Raw genomic sequence first — 18,277 nt, 5'->3', positions numbered from 1 at the left:
CGACCACGAGGCATGCCGATCTGCTGTGTCCTAGGGCATTTCGCTCGCCCCGCCTCCGGCAACACCGCGCTGGAGAAGGCCGGACGGCCTGTACGGGGACCGGGACGACGGCCCCCACCGTGCGCCTACTGCTCCACAAGGCGTACGGCTGAGGTTGCGGCAGAACGAGTCCGCGGGCGCTTCGGCACGGCCGCAGTGCGCACGCCGCCCTCGCGTGACCGACTCGCTTAGCCGTCGGCCGGGTTGGGTGTCTTCCTGCAGGAGTGCCAGAACGGCAAGTTCGGCGCTTGGTCCTCAACACGCTGAACTTGACAGGGAAACGGAAGGAACACCGTGGCCGATCCGCGTGCCGCTGCCGCGGATGGATCTACTGCGTTTCCAGGACGAGTGGCGTCAGAGACGAGTGGCGTCAGAAGTGGCTCGACGTAGTCGACGTCGTCCCAACGAGCGAGGCCGCGCTCAAGCAGGCATTGATGCGGGAGGCGAACCTCCTGCTGCCGTGCAAGCAGGTCACCATCAACGAAAGCGGCGACACGGCGAAGATCGGCGGGCGGGACGCCGCGATCTGGCTCACGGCCGTCGAGTACGCGCGGGAGCATCCTGACGAGACGGTCTACTTCGTCAGCAAGAACACGACGGACTTCGGCAACGGGGTCGCCTTCCCGTACCCGATGAACGAGGACCTCGCCGGCATCGAGGATCGGTTCGTGCTCCTCACCACCTGGTACGACGTTGTGGAGAGGTTCGCACAGCAGACCGACGATGCCGACGAGGCCACGGTGCGTTCGATCCTCCAGGCCCCGGAAAGCCTCGGCGCCATCGAGGCTGAGGCTATTCGTCTGATGCCCGTTCCGCCGGGCCTGGAAGGGCCAGGCTTCGAGGGCGCAATGGGCTTCTTCGTCGAGGGCGAAGGCACGCTGATCGATACCGACACCGTGCGGGTGCTGGGCTGGGCTGTACCCCCGTTCGTCACGTTCGATCAAGCAACCGATCTGAAGGCCTACCGCATCGGGGACCACGTCTGGTGCACAGCTACCGGGCGGTGGGTCCTGAGCGGGCCCGCCCTCCTGAGAGACACCCTCCGCATCAAGGGCGTCGGGTGTGTATGGGAGACCCGCGTCCTCGTGAGCACGACGAACGCTGACGCCCGACCCACTGTCCTACGAAGCCAGGGCACCCGTACGCTGCCCGCAAGACAGTTCTCCGTACTTTCAAGTCCAACGCCTACAGCTCTCTGGCCGCCGCACTGTGAAGCGACTCATCGCGGAAGGTCGTCTGGACGTGCCTCTTCCTCCGCTGCTTCCTCCGCTGCGCTGAGCCTGACCGGGTCGGGCCGGGTCGGAGCCGACGACCACGGCTGTGGATGCGTCCCCGCCCCCGCCGAGGCCGACCCCGGCACCACCGCCGACATCTACGAAGCTCGCCGACCGCATCCTCGTCATGGACCAGCCGCGTCATCGAACAGGGCACGTACGACCGTGTCGGGGCTGACGGCGGCGGCGCGGACGCTTTTGAACACCGGGCCTGGTTTGCCTCGATGGGGGTTGGTGTTCCGTCAGCACGCGTCATCCAGGGGGGTCTGTGGGCGTGGGGGCCCTTCTCGACGTGACCGTCGGCTATGGCTACCGCCCCTGGCTGGCGTACCTACTGATCACCATCGGCTGGGTGCTGACGACCGCCGTCATCGCGGGTGTCACACGCACCTTGCAGAAAAACTGGCGAGCGACAGCTGAGTGCAGGCGTCGCCAGCAGATCAGTGCGCATCCCAGTGTGAGGAAGGCTTCGTGGATGTCGTCACGCACTTCCCAGCGGATCCGCAGGCGGCGGAACCAGTCGTTAGCTAACGATCTCCCCAGCACGCGAAAGCCCCTTCAGGGCCGGGGCCGGACGTTTCCTCTGCTAAGGAACGCTCCTACAAGGCAACCCTGATGGGCGGGTGGGACCGCCACACCACCGATCCCACCCCTAAAGCCCAGGTCACAAGGGTTCAGAGCCGACGTGAGACGTGCGAAGACGCCCGTTCGCCACACCGATTCCAGACAACCACCTCATACAAAACACCCCTTCCAACCACGTTTCCGCAGCTCAGAACGTTTCCGCATGGGTGACCACTGGTGGGGCGGGTGGGACTCGAACCCACGGCCGACGGATTATGAGTCCGCTGCTCTAACCGGCTGAGCTACCGCCCCATAGCGGCGTGTCGCGTACATGTGTACGCGCCGTGTGCCGCAGCATAGCCGCTCATACGATCTCCTGCTTCGTATGGTCGACTTCGCCTGCCCTCAAGGACTCCCCCGCGACCTGCACGGTTCCCGGGAAACGAGGCCGGACATGAAAAAGGACCCCAACGGGGTCCTCGTTCAGCATGCTCCCCCGACTGGACTCGAACCAGTAACCTGCCGGTTAACAGCCGGCTGCTCTGCCAATTGAGCTACGGAGGACCGAGCTCCCCCGACTGGACTCGAACCAGTAACCTGCCGGTTAACAGCCGGCTGCTCTGCCAATTGAGCTACGGAGGAATGCCTCGTTGCATCGAACGTACCTACCTGGGTATTCGCCAGGGGGCGTGCGCTCGCTGCGACACATACATTAGCGCAAGCAGGGGGGTGCTCCGCCAATCGGTTCCCCTCGGCACCGACGCCGCACCAGGGACCTACGGAAGGGAAGGGTGGCCGCCATGCGCTACCGGCTCACGTTCGTCATCGGAGTCGCGGTCGGTTACGTGCTCGGCACGCGCGCCGGTCGCGAGCGCTACGAGCAGCTGAAGAAGTCCGCGCGCCAGGTCGCGCAGAACCCCGCGGTCCGCAACACCGCCGAGTCGGCCGCCCAACAGGGCCGCCACTTCGCCGGCAAGGCGTACCACACGGTCAGCGAGAAGGTGGGCGACCGAGTCCCCGAGACGGTGGCCGCCCGAGTCCGCTCCCTACGAGAGCGCAGCGCCCACAACGGGGGTGCAGAGGACGACTGGGGCACGAGCAACACCTGACAGCACCGTTCGAGGCTCGTCGGAGGGGGGCCTCCGGGGCGCCGGGCACTGTCACGCCCTGAGGGACGCGGGGCTGTATCGATATGCGGCTCCGCCGCGGGGCGCGACCAGCCACAACGCACCCGCACCCGCAAAACCCACACGCACCCCTCCGGCGCCCACGGCCCCAGCCAGCGCAGCGCTACGGCACAATTTGGGCCATGGGGATAGTCGCCGGGTTGGACAGTTCGCCCGATTTCACTCGCATCGTCGTCTGTGACACGGACACGGGCGCCGTGCTCAGGCAGGGGTATGCCCCGCATCCGGTGGAGTCGCCGGACGGCGGTGGCGCGCGTCCCTCCGACGTCGATCCGCAGGCCTGGCTGCTGTCCCTCGGGGAGGCGGCCGGCGGCGGGCTGCTCGAAGGCGTGCAGGCCATCGGCGTGTCGTCGCAGCAGAACGCGGTGGTCCCGCTCGACGCGCAGGGCAACACCGTGCGCCCCGCGATGGTCGGCGGCGACAAGCGGGCGCAGGTCGCGGCGGCCGATCTGATCGACGCGCTGGGGGGACGCGAGGCGTGGGCGCAGGCGGTGGGGTGTGTGCCGCAGGCCCCGCAGCCGGTGACCAAGTTGCGTTGGCTCGCCAAGACCGAGCCCGAGCACGCGGTGCGCGCCGCTGTCCTGATGCAGGCACACGACTGGCTGGTGTGGCAGCTGCTCGGGCGGCCCGTGAGAAGGACCACAGACCGGGGCGGGGCCTCCGGCACCGGGTACTGGTCAGCGGCCACCGGCACCTACCGCAGCGATCTCGTCGAGCTGGCGCTCGGCCACCAGGCGATGCTGCCCGAGGTGATCGGGCCGGCGGACGCGGCCGGTACTACCCCCGAAGGCCTCCTCATCTCCGCGGGGACCGGCGAGACCATGGCCGCCGCCTTCGGGCTCGGCATCGGGCTGGGGGACGCCGTCGTGTCGCTCGGCGCGTCCGGGTCCGTGATGGCCGTGCACCCCGAGGCCCTCGTCGACAGCTCCGGGATGATCACCTCCCTGGCCGACGCGACCGGCATGCACCTCCCGGTCGTCACCACCCTGAACGCCGTACGCACCCTGCGCGGTGCCGCCGAACTCCTCGGTGCGCCCGATCTGGAGAGCCTGTCCGACCTGGCGATGAAGTCGACGCCGGGGGCTCATGGGCTCGTGCTGCTGCCCTATCTGGAAGGTGAGCGGACGCCGAGTCTGCCGCACACCGCGGGCACGCTGGCCGGGCTGCGGCGGGAGTCGATGAAGCCGGAGCATCTGGCGCGGGCCGCGTTCGAGGGGATGCTGTGCGGGCTCGCGGACGCGCTGGACGTGCTGCGCGGCCGGGGCGTCGAGGTGCGGCGGGTCTTCCTGCTGGGGGCGGCCGCCGAGCTGTCCGCCGTGCAGGCCGCGGCGCCCATGCTCTTCGGCGCGCAGGTGGTCGTACCGCAGCCCGCGGACTATGCGGCGATCGGCGCCGCGCGGCAGGCCGCGTGGGCGCTCGGTGTGTCGCAGGGCTCGCTCGATCCGCGCACCCCGCCGGTCTGGCAGGGCGCGGCCGCGCAGGTCCTGGAGCCCGGTGAGGAGCTGGCGGTGGGGCAGGCGGTGCGGCAGCAGTTCGTGTCGGTGCGGGAGCAGACGCATCCCGGGGCGTTCCGGCCATAGGGGCGCCGTAGCGGAACGTAAGAGACCGGTAGGAGTCGCACCCGGAAGGCCGTACGGAGCCGCGCTGACGGCTTAATCGGTTGAGGTAACACCACCGGAGTGTTCGACGATAGGGGCCAAGGGCAACCAATCGCCCCGTCGTCGACTCCGAGAGAAGCAGCGTGCTCATACGACTTCTGCGGACCTACCTCAGGCCCTACCGAAAACCCATCGGCTGGCTGGTGCTGCTGCAGTTCCTGCAGACCTGCGCCACCCTCTATCTGCCCACGCTGAACGCGGACATCATCGACACGGGCGTCGTCAACGGCGACACCGGCTACATCCTTTCCTACGGCGCCCTGATGATCGGCATCTCGCTGGCGCAGGTCGTGTGCAACATCGGTGCCGTGTACTACGGCGCGCGGACGGCGGCGGCGCTCGGGCGGGACGTGCGGGCGGCCGTGTTCGACCGGGTGCAGTCGTTCTCGGCGCGTGAGGTCGGGCACTTCGGCGCGCCCTCGCTGATCACCCGGACGACCAACGACGTCCAGCAGGTGCAGATGCTGGCGCTGATGACGTTCACGTTGATGGTGTCGGCGCCGATCATGTGCGTGGGCGGCATCGTGCTGGCCCTCGGACTGGATGTGCCGCTGTCCGGGGTGCTGGTCGCGGTCGTGCCGGTGCTCGGCATCAGCGTGACCTTGATCGTGCGACGGCTGCGGCCGCTGTTCCGCACCATGCAGGAGCGTCTCGACACGGTGAACCGGGTGCTGCGCGAGCAGATCACCGGCAACCGGGTGATCCGTGCCTTCGTGCGCGACGAGTACGAGCAGCAGCGCTTCCGAAAAGCCAATGTCGAGCTCACCGAGATGGCGACGGGCACCGGCAAGCTGCTCGCGCTGATGTTCCCGATCGTCATGACGGTGGTGAACCTGTCGTCCATCGCGGTGGTGTGGTTCGGGGCCCATCGCATCGACAGCGGCGGGATGCAGATCGGTGACCTGACCGCGTTCCTCGCCTATCTGATGCAGATCGTGATGTCCGTGATGATGGCCACCTTCATGTTCATGATGGTGCCGCGCGCGGAGGTGTGCGCCGAGCGCATCCAGGAGGTCCTGGAGACGGAGTCGAGTGTCGTGCCGCCGAAGGCGCCGGTGCGGGAGCTGCGCCGGCACGGCCATCTGGAGATCCGGGGCGCGGGCTTCCGCTATCCGGGTGCCGAGGAGCCGGTGCTGAAGGCGATCGACCTGGTCGCGCTGCCGGGTGAGACGACGGCCGTGATCGGGTCGACCGGCAGCGGGAAGTCGACCCTGCTGGGGCTGGTCCCGCGGCTGTTCGACGCGACCGACGGGCGGGTGCTCGTGGACGGGGAGGACGTGGCGAACGTCGACCCCCAGCTGCTGGCGAAGACCGTGAGCCTCGTACCGCAGAAGCCGTACCTGTTCGCCGGGACCGTGGCGACCAACCTTCGCTACGGCAACCCGGACGCGACGGACGAGAAGCTGTGGCACGCGCTGGAGGTGGCGCAGGCCAAGGAGTTCGTGGGGCGGCTGGAGGGCGGGCTCGACGCGCCCATCGCGCAGGGCGGGACGAATGTGTCCGGTGGTCAGCGACAGCGGCTCGCGATCGCCCGCACCCTCGTGCAGCGCCCGGAGATCTACCTCTTCGACGACTCCTTCTCCGCCCTCGACTACGCGACGGACGCGGCGCTGCGGGCTGCGCTCGCGCGCGAGACCTCCGAGGCGACCGTCGTCATCGTCGCCCAGCGCGTGGCGACCATCCGGGACGCGGACCGGATCGTCGTGCTCGACGAGGGGCGGGTGGTCGGCACGGGCCGGCACCACGAGCTGATGGCGGACAACGAGACGTACCGGGAGATCGTGCTCTCCCAGCTGACGGAAGCGGAGGCTGCCTGATGGCCGGGCCGATGGGGCGGATGATGGCCGGCGGGGGCCCCGATCAGCACTCGCTGGACTTCAAGGTGTCGGGCCGGCGGCTCGTCGCGCAGTTCAAGCCCGAGCGGCTCACCATCTACGCGCTGCTGTTCTGCGTGGTGGTGAGCGTGGGTCTGTCGGTCGCCGGGCCGAAGATCCTCGGCGAGGCCACCGACCTGGTCTTCGCCGGTATCGTCGGGCGGCAGTTCGAGCCCGGGATGACCAAGGGGCAGGTCCTCGCGTCCATGCGGGAGCGCGGCGACAGCGAGATCGCCGACATGCTCCGCAGCACCGACTTCACGCCGGGCCAGGGCATCGACTTCAGTGCCGTCGGGAATGTCCTGCTGTTCGCGCTCGCCGTGTTCGTCGTCGCCGGTCTGCTGATGGCGGTGGCGACGCGGCTGGTGAACCGGGCCGTCAACCGGACCATGTACCGGATGCGCGAGGACGTCCAGGCGAAGCTGTCACGGCTGCCGCTGTCGTACTTCGACAAGCGTCAGCGCGGTGAGGTGCTGTCGCGGGCGACCAACGACATCGACAACATCGGGCAGACGCTGCAGCAGTCGATGGGGCAGCTCATCAACTCCGTGCTCACCATCATCGGTGTGCTGGCGATGATGTTCTGGGTGTCCTGGCTGCTGGCGCTGGTCGCGCTGGTGACCGTGCCGCTGTCGTTCGTGGTCGCCACGCGGGTCGGCAAGCGGTCGCAGCCGCACTTCGTGCAGCAGTGGCGGTCGACCGGCAAGCTCAACGCCCACGTCGAGGAGATGTACACCGGGCACACCCTGGTGAAGGTGTTCGGGCGGCAGCAGGAGTCGGCCCAGCAGTTCGCCGAGCAGAACGAGGCGCTGTACGAGGCGGGCTTCAAGGCGCAGTTCAACAGCGGTGTGATGCAGCCGCTGATGCTGTTCGTGTCGAACATCAACTACGTGCTGGTCGCGGTGGTCGGCGGTCTGCGGGTCGCGTCCGGCTCGCTGTCGATCGGTGATGTGCAGGCCTTCATCCAGTACTCGCGGCAGTTCTCGATGCCGCTGACGCAGGTCGCGTCGATGGCGAACCTCGTGCAGTCGGGTGTCGCGTCGGCGGAGCGGATCTTCGAACTCCTGGACGCGGAGGAGCAGGAGGCGGATCCGGTGCCAGGGGTGCGGCCGGAGGAGTTGCGGGGGCGGGTGGCGCTGGAGGGGGTGTCCTTCCGGTACGACCCCGACAAGCCGCTGATCGAGGACCTGTCGCTGACGGTGGAGCCCGGGCACACGGTCGCGATCGTCGGGCCGACGGGTGCGGGCAAGACGACTCTCGTGAACCTGCTGATGCGGTTCTACGACGTGTCGTCCGGCCGTATCACCCTCGACGGGGTCGACATCGCGCGGATGTCCCGGGACGAACTGCGGGCCGGGATCGGGATGGTGCTGCAGGACACGTGGCTGTTCGGCGGCACGATCGCGGAGAACATCGCGTACGGGGCGTCCAGGGACGTCAGCCGGGGGGAGATCGAGGAGGCGGCGCGGGCCGCTCACGCCGATCGCTTCATCCGCACGCTCCCCGACGGGTACGACACGGTGATCGACGACGAGGGGTCGGGGGTCAGCGCGGGTGAGAAGCAGCTGATCACCATCGCTCGGGCGTTCCTGTCCGACCCGGTGATCCTGGTGCTGGACGAGGCGACGTCGTCGGTCGACACCCGTACAGAGGTCTTGATCCAGAAGGCGATGGCGAAGCTGGCGCATGGGCGGACGTCGTTCGTGATCGCGCATCGGTTGTCGACGATTCGGGACGCGGACACGATTCTGGTGATGGAGAACGGTTCGATCGTGGAACAGGGCGCGCACGGGGAGCTGTTGGCGGCGGACGGGGCGTATGCGCGGTTGTACAAGGCGCAGTTCGCTCAGGCGGTGGCCGAGGTGGACTGAAGCCGCGGGTCCGTTGTGGCTGGTCGCGCAGTTCCCCGCCCCCCTTGAGGACGTACAGCTGACGCCCCTTTCAGGGGTGCGGGGAACTGCGCGATCAACCCCCACTCGCCCGCAGACGGCATCAGTCCAGATAGCCCCTCAGCTGATCCGCGAATGCATGGTCCCTCAACTTGTTCAGCGTCTTGGACTCGATCTGGCGGATCCGCTCCCGCGTCACCCCGAAGATCCGGCCTATCTCCTCCAGCGTGCGCGGGCGGCCGTCCGCCAAGCCGTACCGCAGCTGTACGACCTTCCGCTCCCGCTCCCCCAGCGTCGACAACACCGCCTCCAGGTGCTCCCGCAGGAGCAGGAACGCCGCCGACTCGACGGGGGACGTCGCGTCGCCGTCCTCGATCAGGTCGCCCAGCGCCACGTCGTCCTCCTCGCCCACCGGCGCGTGCAACGACACCGGTTCCTGGGCCAGGCGCAGCACCTCGCTGACGCGCTCGGGCGAGAGGTCGAGGTGGGCGGCCACCTCTTCCGGCGTCGGTTCGTAGCCGCGTTCCTGCAGCATGCGGCGCTGGACGCGGACGACCCGGTTGATCAACTCGACGACGTGGACCGGCACTCGGATGGTGCGGGCCTGGTCGGCGAGGGCGCGGGACATGGCCTGGCGGATCCACCAGGTGGCGTACGTCGAGAACTTGTAGCCGCGGGCGTAGTCGAACTTCTCCACGGCCCGGATCAGGCCGAGGTTCCCCTCCTGGACGAGGTCCAGCATGGTCAGGCCGCGGCCGACGTACCTCTTCGCCACGGACACGACGAGCCGCAGATTCGCCTCGATCAGGCGGCGCTTGGCCATCCGGCCCATGACGACCAGGCGGTCCAGGTCGAGGGCGAGCCGGCTCTCCAGGTCGGGGGTGCTGCTCAGCTTCTCCTCTGCGAACAGACCGGCCTCCACGCGGCGGGCCAGTTCGACCTCTTCGGCCGCGGTGAGGAGGGGGATGCGGCCGATCTCCCGCAGGTACTGGCGGAACAGGTCGGAGGAGGGACCGCTGTTGTCGGCGCGGGCGCGGGCCGGCAGCGGCGCTTCGACCGGCTCGGCGGCGTCGGTGGCCTCGGCGCCGTCCAGGGCCTCCGCGGGCGGTTCCGCGGGCTCGGGCGAGGCCTCCGGCTCCGCCTCGGGGTGGTGCGCGACACGGCTCTGCGGCGGCACCGCGACGAGAACGTCGGCCTCCGCCTCCGGATCGGTGCGGTCAGCGCCGGTCGCGGTACTGGCGTCGGTCTGGACGAGGGTCTGGGTCTGCACGGGGGCGACCTCCAGGGTGATCGCTGCCGAGGCATACGGCAGCGCTGCTTCGAGGGCGGAGTCGGCGGCCTCGCCGCTGTCCGTCCCGTACGCGATGAGCGGAACCGCGGGGGTGTGGGACCCGTGAGGAACGGGCCGGCCGCGCTCCGAGGACTCAGGCACCGGAACCCAGTGTGGAGTACGACACATCGCCGCCACGAGGGGCGTGCGGTGACTTTTTGAGTCCGGTGCGTGACCGGGCGGTTACCCAGTCGTACGCGAATCGCGCGTATCGCTCAGAGCGCCGCCGCGCCCTGCCCCCGCAATGCCTGGTCGTACTGCTGCAACACCCACAGTTCGTTCTGCACGGCGGCCAGTTGGGCCGGGTCGCCGCCCGCGCCCAGGCGGGCCAGTTGGCTCTGGATGTCGCGGACGCGGCGTTCCACGGCACGGCGGCGGACCGTCACGAGTTGCTCGCCGGCGTAGTTCTCGTCCACCGTCCTGCGCAGGATCGCCTCGACCGCCAGCTCCGTGACCATGGCGCGGACCTGGTCGTCGGGGGCCGCCTCGCGGACGCGGACCAGGTACTCCTGCGCGTCCTGGATGCCGTACTCCGCGCCGCCGGCGTCCATGATCGCCTGGCGTACGGCGGCGTAGGGCGCGGCGGTGAACTCGTCGACGCCGTACGCGTCGAACGCCGGGGAGACCAACTCGGGGCGCTGGAGGGCGAGTTTGAGGAGCTCGCGTTCGGTGGCGTAGACCGGGTTGCGCAGGGTCAGGGCAGGGCCCGACGGCCGGGACACGGGGGCCGCGTCGTACTGCTGCTGCGGGCCCCGGCCCGTCGGCGCCTGTCCTCTGCCGCCGCCCCGCTCCCGCGCCCAACGCGCCAGCTGCGCCACCCGCTTGACCACGAACTGTGTGTCGAGGATGCCGAGCATGCCCGCGAGCTGGACGGCCACCTCGTGCTGGGCGCCGCTGTTCTTGATGCGGGCGACGATGGGCGCCGCCTCGTCCAGCGCGGCGGCGCGGCCGGCCGGGGTGTCGAGGTCGTAGCGGACGACGATCTGGCGCAGGGCGAACTCGAAGAGCGGGGTGCGCGGTTCGACCAGGTCGGCGACCGCCTCGTCGCCTTTCGCGAGGCGCAGTTCGCAGGGGTCCATGCCGTCCGGCGCGATCGCGATGTACGTCTCGGCGGCGAACTTCTGGTCGTCCTCGAAGGCGCGCAGGGCCGCCTTCTGGCCGGCCGCGTCGCCGTCGAAGGTGAAGATGACGCGGGCCGAGCCGTTGTCCATCAGCAGCCTGCGGAGGATCTTGATGTGGTCTCCGCCGAAGGCCGTGCCGCAGGTGGCGATGGCGGTGGTGACGCCGGCGAGGTGGCAGGCCATGACGTCGGTGTAGCCCTCGACGACGACCGCGCGGCTGGCCTTGGCGATGTCCTTCTTGGCGAGGTCGATGCCGTAGAGGACCTGGGACTTCTTGTAGATCGCCGTGTCGGGGGTGTTCAGGTACTTGGGCCCGTTGTCGGCCTCGTACAGCTTGCGGGCGCCGAAGCCGACCACGTCGCCGCCGATGTCGCGGATCGGCCACATGAGCCGGCCCCGGAAGCGGTCGATGGGGCCGCGGCGCCCCTCCTGCGCCAGGCCGGACAGGAGGATCTCCTTGTCGGTGAAGCCCTTGCCGCGCAGGAAGCGGGTGAGGTGGTCCCAGCCCTGGGGGCTGTAGCCGACGCCGAAGTGGACGGCGGCGGCCTGGTCGAAGCCGCGCTCGGCGAGGAAGATCCGGCCGGTGTCGGCCTCGGGGCTGGTCGCCAGCTGCTCGGCGTACCAGTCGGCGGCGATCTTGTGGGCCTCGACCAGGCGGATGCGTTCGCCGCGCTGGTGGGAGGGGTTGTACCCGCCCTCCTCGTAGCGCAGGGTGATGCCGGCCTGGGCGGCGAGGCGCTCGACCGCCTCGGAGAAGGAGAGGTGGTCGACCTTCATCACGAACGTGATGGTGTCGCCGCCCTCCTGGCAGCCGAAGCAGTGGAAGAGCCCCTTGCTCGGGCTGACCTGGAAGGACGGGGACTTCTCGTCATGGAAGGGGCACAGCCCCTTGAGGTTCCCGCCGCCCGCGCCACGCAGCTGGAGGTACTCGGACACCACGGCGTCGATCGGGACCGCGTCCCGTACCGCCTTCACGTCCTCGTCGTTGATCCGTCCTGCCACGCGTGAATTCTACGGGGGCGCACCGACATCTCTGGGCGCGGCCAGGCCCCGCGGCCGGCCACCGCGCCCCGCCCCGCGGCGCGCACCCGCGAGGCGACGGAACCCGGCAGGCGCCTAGGCGATCAAGCTCTCAAGGGCGGTGTGCGGGTCCGCCAGGGTCTCGGTGTTCACCTGTGCCTTCGAGCGGATCAACTGCTGGATCGGCTCTGTGACGTCCCACACGTTCACGTTCATCCCGGCCAGTACCCGGCCGTCCTTCACCCAGAAGGCGATGAACTCCCTCTTCCCCGCGTCCCCCCGGATCACCACTTCGTCGTACGACCCCGGCGGCGCCCAGCCGGAGTACTCCATGCCCAAGTCGTACTGGTCGGAGAAGAAGTAGGGCAGCCGGTCGTAGGTGATGTCCTGCCCGAGCATCGCCCGCGCCGCCGCCGGGCCTCCGTTCAGCGCGTTGGCCCAGTGCTCCACCCGCAGCCGGGTGTCGAAGAGGCCGTGCGGGAAGGAGGCGACGTCGCCGGCGGCGTAGATGTCGGGGTCGGAGGTGCGGAGGTGTTCGTCCACGACCACGCCGCCGCCGTGCGCACGGTCGGCGATCTCCAGTCCCGCCGCTTCCGCCAACCCCGTACGGGGAGCCGCGCCGATCGCCGCGAGGACGTCGTGCGCGGGGTGCTCCTCGCCGTCGTCGGTGCGGGCGGCCAGCACCATGCCGTCCTGGCCGACGATCTCCGTCAGCCGCCTGCCGAAGTGGAAGCGCACCCCGTGCTCGCGGTGCAGCTCGGCGAAGAGCCCGCCGATCTCCGGGCCCAGGACGCCGTGCAGGGGAGTCGGATCCGGCCCCACGACCGTGACCTCCGCGCCGTACTCGCGGGCCGCCGCCGCGACCTCCAGGCCGATCCAACCGGTGCCGGCGATCACGATGTGGCCGTTGTCGCGGCCGAGCGAGGCCAGGACGCCCTTGAGGCGCTCGGCGTGCGCGAGGCGGCGCAGGTGGTGGACGCCGGCCAGGTCCGTGCCCGGGATGTCCAGGCGGCGCGGCTCGGCGCCGGTGGCCAGCAGGAGCTTGTCGTAGTGGACGACGGTGCCGTCCTCGCCGAACCGCACCGTCTTCGCCGTACGGTCGATCGCGTCGACCGTCTGGCCGAGGTGCAGCTCGATGTCGTTGCGCGCGTACCAGGCGGGTTCGTGCACGAAGACGCTGTCGCGTTCTTCCTTGCCGAGGAGGTAGCCCTTGGAGAGGGGCGGGCGCTCGTACGGGTGGTCGCGTTCGTCGCAGATCAGTATCACCCGCCCGGTGAAGCCCTCCGTCCGGAGCGTCTCGGCCGCCTTCGCCCCGGCGAGTCCGCCTCCGACGATGACGAATGTCTGATCCGCGTCGACCACTTGATGCCTCCTCGTAAGGGTGCCGCCACACGAGCGTCCCGCACGCAGCGTGATGCGGGAAGAGGGGGTGACCCGATCAGGCCACGCAGGGTCACTTTCGAGTGCCCGTTCATCCCATGCGTCCCACCCGTCACGGGCGGGTGATCGCACCGCCGAGGAGGCCGGCGGCGCGTCTGCCTCGCCCCGGGACAGGCGCTGCCACGCCGCGGCCAAGGGTCCCGCGATGGCCGGGAGTTGGCGGGACGTCTCGGGCCGCTCTCGGCGGGAGGCCGGCGAGCAGTCGCCGGTGGCCCGGCCCGGGCCATGGTCGTGGGGCGCCCTACGGCCTCTGCGTGAGCCGCGTGTGCAGGGAGCGGGCCGACGCGTCCGTCAGGGAGGCGATCTGGTCGACGATCACGCGTTTGCGGGCACGGTCGTCGGCCGCCGTGTCGAACAGGGCCCGGAACTGCGGGTCCAGGCCGTCCGGCGCGCGGGCGGTGAGCGCCTCGGCCAGTTCGGCGACCACGATCCGCTGGTCCGCGCGCAGCCGCTCCTGCTCGGCGCGCTGCATGACGTACCGGTCGGCGACGGCCTTGAGGACCGCGCATTCCATGCGGGTTCCGTGCGGTACGACCAGTTCGGCGCCGTAGCGGGTGAGCCGGCCGCTGCCGAACGCCGCGCGCGTGGCGCTCTCGGCGGCCAGGCAGAACCGGCCGATCAGCTGGCTCGTGGCGTCCTTGAGGCGGGCCTGGGCGACGGCCGAGCCGTCGTAGCCGTGCGGCCACCACGGTTCTTCCTGGAGGCGGTCGAGGGCGGCGGACAGTTCCGCCGGGTCGGTGTCGTGCGGGACGTACCGGCCGATGGCGACCGCGAAGACCGCCTGGCGCTCCGGTTCGGCGTGCAGGCAGTTGGGGTCGATGTGACCGGCGTGGAGGCCGTCCTCGACGTCGTGCACCGAGTACGCCACGTCGTCGGACCAGTCCATGACCTGGGCCTCGAAGGTGGTGCGGGTGCCGGGGGCGTCCTTGCGGACCCAGTCGAAGACGGGACGGTCGTCGTCGTAGACGCCGAACTTCGGGGACGTCGGGGCGGTGGGGTGGGCTCCACGGGGCCAGGGGTACTTGGTGGCGGCGTCGAGGGTGGCCCGGGTGAGGTTGAGGCCTACCGAGCCCTCCGGGGTGAAGCGTTTGGGTTCGATGCGGGTGAGGAGTCTCAGGGACTGGGCGTTGCCCTCGAAGCCGCCGCAGTCCTCGGCGAACTCGTTCAGCGCGACTTCGCCGTTGTGGCCGAAGGGAGGGTGGCCGAGGTCGTGGGAGAGGCAGGCGGCCTCCACCAGGTCGGGGTCGCAGCCGAGGGCCGCGCCGAGCTCTCGGCCGACCTGGGCGCACTCCAGGGAGTGGGTGAGGCGGGTGCGAGGGCTCGGGTCCCACGCGTTGCTGTGCGTACCCGGGGTGACCACCTGGGTCTTGCCTGCGAGGCGGCGGAGCGCCGCGCTGTGCAGTACGCGGGCGCGGTCGCGTTGGAAGGCCGTGCGGCCTGGGCGTTTGTCGGGTTCGGGGGCCCAGCGTTCGACTGCCGACTCGTCGTAGTACATGCACCGACAGTACGGGCAGGCACTGACAAATGGGGGGACTGTGTTTCGCCTGCTCGTCCGCCTGAACTTGGTCCGTTTAGGCGGATGCCAGTTCAGGTGCCGTCGTGACCGGCGTCGCCGGCATCTGGTCGTAGCGGTGAAGGAGCAGCCTCGCCATCGCCGGGTGGGTGCCCAGCGGGGCCGACGCGATCCACGGGGCCGCCTGCGCGCACTCCGTCGCGAAGCGGCCGGGGGCCGTGAAGTACGACGCCACCGCCACCCTGGTGCGGCCCCTGGCTGCCAGGGCACGCAGAGCGTCGGGGACCGTCGGGGCCGCCGTCGTCGCGTACGCGGGGACCACCGGGACGCCCAGGCGGTCGGCGAGGAGGCGGGCCGTGCGGGCCGTGTCGACCTTCGACTCGGGGTCGCGGGAGCCTGCCGCCGCCAGGACCACCGCGCTCTCGCGGCGGGTGGGCTCGTCCAGGCGGGTGTCCCAGCCGGCCTCGATCAGGCGGGCGTGGAGGGCCTCCACCAGGAGGGGGTGCGGGCCGAGTGCGCCGGCCACGCGTGCGCGTACCTCCGAGTCGGCGGCCATCTCGGGGATGTCCCGTTTGATGTGGTAGCCGCGGCCGAGGAGGAGCGGGACGAGGATCGCCTCGCGGTCGCCGAGGGAGGCGAGGGTGTCCGGGAGCAGGGGCTCGTTCAGCTCGATGTGGCCGAGGCGGACCGGCAGGCCGGGGCGCAGCTCGCGGACCTTGTCGAGGAGCGCGCGTACGGTGCTCAGGGCGCGCGGGTCGCGGCTGCCGTGGGCCACGACGACGAGCGCGGGCGGGGCGGGGCGCCGCCTGCCGTCGAGCGAGACGAGGCTGAGCTGGCTGGTGAGCTGGCTGCTGATCCGGTTCATGAGGTGCGCCGTACTGTCGAGGTGGGCCCCCGTGGCGGGGAGGGTCGTGGACTCGTCGTGAAGCGGGTTCGACGCCGTCATGAACCGATGGTGGCGGCGGGACGTTGCCTCCCCGTTGCGCGTGAATAACGGGTTTTTACACCGGGTTCACGGCGGGGTGCCAGGGCGCTGTGAGGTGGCGTGACCTGCGTATTCGAGGGTGAAGTGAACCTGGTCACGTTGGCTGGGGTGAACCACGGAGGGTGACAGGACGTCCCTGACTGTCGAGAAGAGGCGGTCAGGCGACCGGGGAGGGACCGACCAGATGCGCAGACCGAGGCTGCCCCGACCACGACTGCCGCGCACCCGTGCGGGGCAGCGGCGGCTGGTGCAGGCCGTGATGGCCGGGTGCGTGCTGGCGCTGCTTCCGGCCACCTGGATGTACGTCGTGACGGGGGACCGGCTGCGCACGACGGCCGACGTGCCGCGTACCGACGTCGCCGTCGTCTTCGGTGCCGGTCTGTGGGAGGGCGAGCCGTCGCCGTACCTCGCGCACCGGCTCGACGCGGCGGCCGAGCTGTACCGTGCGGGCCGTGTCGAGGTCGTCCTCGTCACCGGCGACAACAGCCGCGCGGACTACGACGAGCCCGACGCCATGCGCACGTATCTGACCAGGCACGGCGTGCCCGGCACGCGCATCGTCAGCGACTACGCCGGCTTCGACACCTGGGACTCCTGTGTCCGCGCCAAGAAGATCTTCGGCGTCGACGAGGCGGTGCTGATCAGCCAGGGCTTCCACATCCGGCGCGCGGTCGCGCTGTGCCAGGAGGCCGGAGTGGCGTCGTACGGCGTCGGGGTCGACGCCAAGCACGACGCGACCTGGTACTACGGCGGCACCCGGGAGATCTTCGCGGCGGGCAAGGCGGCCCTGGACGCCGTCTTCGAGCCGGACCCCCGGTTCCTCGGGCGGAAGGAACCCGGGGTGGACCGGGCGCTCGCCACGGAACGGTAGGGGGGCACTTCCCGTTCGGGAGACCGCCCCTGGCCGGTGGTCATCCGTTGCGGGGGTGGACCGTCATCTGCAGAGTGCGGGGCCGTACGGTGGTCCGGGCCACGGGTCGGACGGTCTGCCCCTCCGCCAGTTCCAGCCGTACCGCCCGCAGGATCGTCGCGAGCGCCGTGACCATTTCGGCGAGGGCCAAGCGGTCTCCCATGCACTTGTGCTTGCCGTCCCCGAAGGGCAGGAACGCGCCCGGCCGGGGCTCCTGGGCACCGTCCCGCCACCGTTCCGGGTCGAAGGCGAGCGGCTCGGGATAGAGCTCGGGATCACGGTGCAGGGCGTGCTGGCAGTAGGCCAGCTCGGTGTCGGCGGGCAGGGTCCACTCGCCGAGCCGGGTCTCGGTGATCGTGCGGCGCGTGACGAGCCAACCCGGGTGGTGCAGCCTCAGGGTCTCGGTGATCACCTGGTTCAGGTAAGGCAGGCGGGTCAGGTCGTCGAAGGCGACCGGCCGGTCGCCGACGACCTCGTCCAGCTCGGCCAGGGCGCAGGCCTCGATCTCCGGGTGGCGGTCGAGTTCGTACAGGGTCCAGGACAGCACCAGAGCGGTGGTCTCGGTGCCGGCGACGGCCAGGGTGAGGATCTCGGAACAGATCTGATCCCCGGTCAGCGGCCGGCCGGTCTCCTCGTCGACGGCGCGCAGCAGCATGGACAGCATGTCCCCGGTGTCGTGCCCGGAGGCCTTCAGTTCCTCGACGGCGCTGTTGATGGTGGCACGTATGTCGGCTCGGGCCCGGTCGAAGCGGCGGTTGAAGGGGAGCGGCAGCCGCTCGACCCAGTCGGGCAGCATGACGCGGGCGCCGATGCCGTTCATCACCACCGACAGGTCGCCGCGCAACTGACGGAAGGTGGCCTCGTCGAGGCTGCCCGCGAACACGGTCTTCGCGAGCATGTTGAGGCTGAGCTGGACCATCGCCTTGTGGACGTCGACCGTCTCGCCGGGCTTCCAGGCGCCGACGGCGGCCGTCACCTCGGCGCGCATGATGTCGATGTAGCGGGTGATCTCGGTGTGGGCGAAGGCCGGCTGGAGCTGGCGGCGCTTGCGTACGTGCGTGCGGCCGACGGCGGTGACCACGCTGTCGCCCAGCACCTGGCCCATCTTGTCGTAGAGCCGTCCCTTGTCCAGGCTCGGGCCGAGAGCCTTCAGCATCTGGTGGATCAGGGGCGGATCCTGCACCACCACGGTCCGCATCCCGGGGTGCAGAACGATCTCGATCAGAGGCTCCCCCGTCTCTCGCAGCGAGGCGATGAACCCGAGGTTGTCGCGCATCTTCAGAGCGTGGCCAATGAGCGGAAACGATCCTGCAGCCCGGGGTATGGGGGGAGGCGCAGTCGGCGTGGTCACGGTCATCCTTTCGCGGCGGTCTGAGGCGCCCCTATTTCTTCCCTGACTTTTCCCCAACGGAACGTGTCCTGCGCCACGTGTGAGGGACAAGTGGTGATACGGCCGTGTGGGCCCGGGCATCA

Annotated in this window: 11 protein-coding genes, 3 tRNA genes and 2 pseudogenes; 6 read left to right on the top strand and 10 right to left on the bottom strand. The window is 70.1% G+C overall.

Annotated features, from left to right (window positions below; genetic code table 11):
• Nucleotides 1-263 precede the first annotated feature (263 nt).
• A pseudogene (locus ACIREI_RS30885) lies at nt 264-632 on the top strand (PIN domain-containing protein); the annotation flags it as partial.
• A gap of 1,113 nt (nt 633-1,745) precedes the next feature.
• Here ACIREI_RS30885 and ACIREI_RS30880 read toward each other — a convergent pair.
• From ACIREI_RS30880 to ACIREI_RS30865, 4 genes and pseudogenes are all read right to left on the bottom strand, one after another.
• Nucleotides 1,746-1,829, bottom strand: a pseudogene (locus ACIREI_RS30880) (IS5/IS1182 family transposase); the annotation flags it as partial.
• Between the two features lie 283 nt (nt 1,830-2,112).
• Nucleotides 2,113-2,189 (bottom strand) — tRNA-Ile (locus tag ACIREI_RS30875).
• Nucleotides 2,190-2,368: 179 nt separating this feature from the next.
• Nucleotides 2,369-2,441 (bottom strand) — tRNA-Asn (locus tag ACIREI_RS30870).
• Between the two features lie 5 nt (nt 2,442-2,446).
• Nucleotides 2,447-2,519: transfer RNA gene (locus ACIREI_RS30865), tRNA-Asn, on the bottom strand.
• 158 nt (nt 2,520-2,677) lie between these two features.
• Between ACIREI_RS30865 and ACIREI_RS30860 the strand changes: the two genes are divergently transcribed.
• The 4 genes from ACIREI_RS30860 to ACIREI_RS30845 all read left to right on the top strand — a co-directional run bounded on the left by ACIREI_RS30860 (nt 2,678) and on the right by ACIREI_RS30845 (nt 8,467).
• A complete protein-coding gene (locus ACIREI_RS30860; protein ID WP_403339667.1) occupies nt 2,678-2,986 on the top strand; it encodes a YtxH domain-containing protein in 309 nt (102 codons plus the stop codon).
• Nucleotides 2,987-3,186: 200 nt separating this feature from the next.
• Nucleotides 3,187-4,644 (top strand): FGGY-family carbohydrate kinase, encoded by a 1,458-nt coding sequence (locus ACIREI_RS30855; RefSeq protein ID WP_403339665.1) that lies wholly within the window; start codon nt 3,187-3,189, stop codon nt 4,642-4,644.
• Nucleotides 4,645-4,805: 161 nt separating this feature from the next.
• The gene (locus tag ACIREI_RS30850; RefSeq protein WP_403339662.1) at nt 4,806-6,539 is read left to right on the top strand and encodes an ABC transporter ATP-binding protein; all 1,734 of its coding nucleotides are present in this window, start codon (nt 4,806-4,808) and stop codon (nt 6,537-6,539) included.
• A complete protein-coding gene (locus ACIREI_RS30845) occupies nt 6,539-8,467 on the top strand; it encodes an ABC transporter ATP-binding protein (RefSeq protein WP_403339659.1) in 1,929 nt (642 codons plus the stop codon). The genes ACIREI_RS30850 and ACIREI_RS30845 overlap by 1 nt, the downstream gene beginning before the upstream one ends.
• Nucleotides 8,468-8,588: 121 nt before the next feature.
• Here ACIREI_RS30845 and ACIREI_RS30840 read toward each other — a convergent pair whose 3' ends face one another.
• From ACIREI_RS30840 to ACIREI_RS30820, 5 genes are all read right to left on the bottom strand, one after another.
• Nucleotides 8,589-9,917: an RNA polymerase sigma factor gene (locus ACIREI_RS30840; RefSeq protein ID WP_403339656.1), complete on the bottom strand. Its 1,329-nt coding sequence runs from the start codon at nt 9,915-9,917 to the stop codon at nt 8,589-8,591.
• 113 nt (nt 9,918-10,030) lie between these two features.
• The gene (gene dnaG / locus ACIREI_RS30835) at nt 10,031-11,938 is read right to left on the bottom strand and encodes a DNA primase (protein WP_403339655.1); all 1,908 of its coding nucleotides are present in this window, start codon (nt 11,936-11,938) and stop codon (nt 10,031-10,033) included.
• A gap of 114 nt (nt 11,939-12,052) precedes the next feature.
• Entirely contained in the window at nt 12,053-13,318 is a 1,266-nt protein-coding gene (locus tag ACIREI_RS30830; protein WP_403339652.1) for an NAD(P)/FAD-dependent oxidoreductase, read from the bottom strand.
• Between the two features lie 319 nt (nt 13,319-13,637).
• Complete coding sequence (locus tag ACIREI_RS30825; RefSeq protein WP_403339649.1) at nt 13,638-14,891, bottom strand: deoxyguanosinetriphosphate triphosphohydrolase; 1,254 nt, start codon at nt 14,889-14,891, stop codon at nt 13,638-13,640.
• A 76-nt stretch (nt 14,892-14,967) separates the two neighbouring features.
• On the bottom strand, nt 14,968-15,855 hold the full coding sequence (locus ACIREI_RS30820; protein WP_403339646.1) for a sirohydrochlorin chelatase: 888 nt from the start codon (nt 15,853-15,855) through the stop codon (nt 14,968-14,970).
• Between the two features lie 223 nt (nt 15,856-16,078).
• Here ACIREI_RS30820 and ACIREI_RS30815 point away from each other — a divergent pair, with 223 nt between their 5' ends.
• Entirely contained in the window at nt 16,079-16,765 is a 687-nt protein-coding gene (locus tag ACIREI_RS30815) for a vancomycin high temperature exclusion protein (RefSeq protein ID WP_403339644.1), read from the top strand.
• A gap of 40 nt (nt 16,766-16,805) precedes the next feature.
• Here ACIREI_RS30815 and ACIREI_RS30810 read toward each other — a convergent pair whose 3' ends face one another.
• Complete coding sequence (locus tag ACIREI_RS30810; RefSeq protein ID WP_403339641.1) at nt 16,806-18,161, bottom strand: cytochrome P450; 1,356 nt, start codon at nt 18,159-18,161, stop codon at nt 16,806-16,808.
• Nucleotides 18,162-18,277: the final 116 nt, after the last annotated feature.

Origin of the sequence: Streptomyces sp. NPDC093591, assembly GCF_044764885.1 — a bacterium.
In the GTDB taxonomy this organism is placed as follows: Bacteria; Actinomycetota; Actinomycetes; order Streptomycetales; family Streptomycetaceae; genus Streptomyces.
The sequence above is the reverse complement of the archived record's forward strand: the minus strand, read 5'-3'. Positions and strand labels throughout refer to the sequence as shown.

Bases quoted from the DNA above. Each gene is read 5' to 3' on its own strand.
- ACIREI_RS30860 (WP_403339667.1), top strand. From the start codon at position 2,678: ATGCGCTACCGGCTCACGTTCGTCATCGGAGTCGCGGTCGGTTACGTG.
- ACIREI_RS30855 (WP_403339665.1), top strand. From the start codon at position 3,187: ATGGGGATAGTCGCCGGGTTGGACAGTTCGCCCGATTTCACTCGCATC.
- ACIREI_RS30845 (WP_403339659.1), top strand. From the start codon at position 6,539: ATGGCCGGGCCGATGGGGCGGATGATGGCCGGCGGGGGCCCCGATCAG.
- ACIREI_RS30825 (WP_403339649.1), bottom strand. From the start codon at position 14,891: ATGTACTACGACGAGTCGGCAGTCGAACGCTGGGCCCCCGAACCCGAC.
- ACIREI_RS30820 (WP_403339646.1), bottom strand. From the start codon at position 15,855: ATGACGGCGTCGAACCCGCTTCACGACGAGTCCACGACCCTCCCCGCC.
- ACIREI_RS30815 (WP_403339644.1), top strand. From the start codon at position 16,079: ATGCGCAGACCGAGGCTGCCCCGACCACGACTGCCGCGCACCCGTGCG.
- ACIREI_RS30810 (WP_403339641.1), bottom strand. From the start codon at position 18,161: ATGACCGTGACCACGCCGACTGCGCCTCCCCCCATACCCCGGGCTGCA.